Here is a 277-nt window from a genome sequence, read left to right on the forward strand (position 1 = left end):
AGACTTTCTGGTGATACTCATCCTCAACATATTGATTGGGATTATGCTCAAGAAGTTGGTTATCCTAAACCTAACTGCCATGCTGTTAGTACTGCTGGTGTTGCTTGTAGACATATCATTGATACTATTTTAGATGGTAATAGTGATAGATTAACTAGATTCAAAACTAGAATTACTAAGCCTCTTTTCCCTGGTTGTACTATTAAAACTCAAATTTGGAAGTGGGATGATAATTCTATTAGGTTTAGAGTTATTGATGCTAATGACCCTCAAATGA

General features: G+C 34.3%; 1 protein-coding gene. It reads left to right on the forward strand.

Annotation, left to right across the window (positions count from 1 at the left end):
• A partial coding sequence (locus CP960_RS12790) for a MaoC/PaaZ C-terminal domain-containing protein (protein WP_265734455.1) occupies positions 1 to 277 on the forward strand: 277 nt, incomplete at both ends.

This window comes from Malaciobacter halophilus, from assembly GCF_002837275.1.
GTDB classification, from domain to species: domain Bacteria; phylum Campylobacterota; class Campylobacteria; order Campylobacterales; family Arcobacteraceae; genus Malaciobacter; species Malaciobacter halophilus.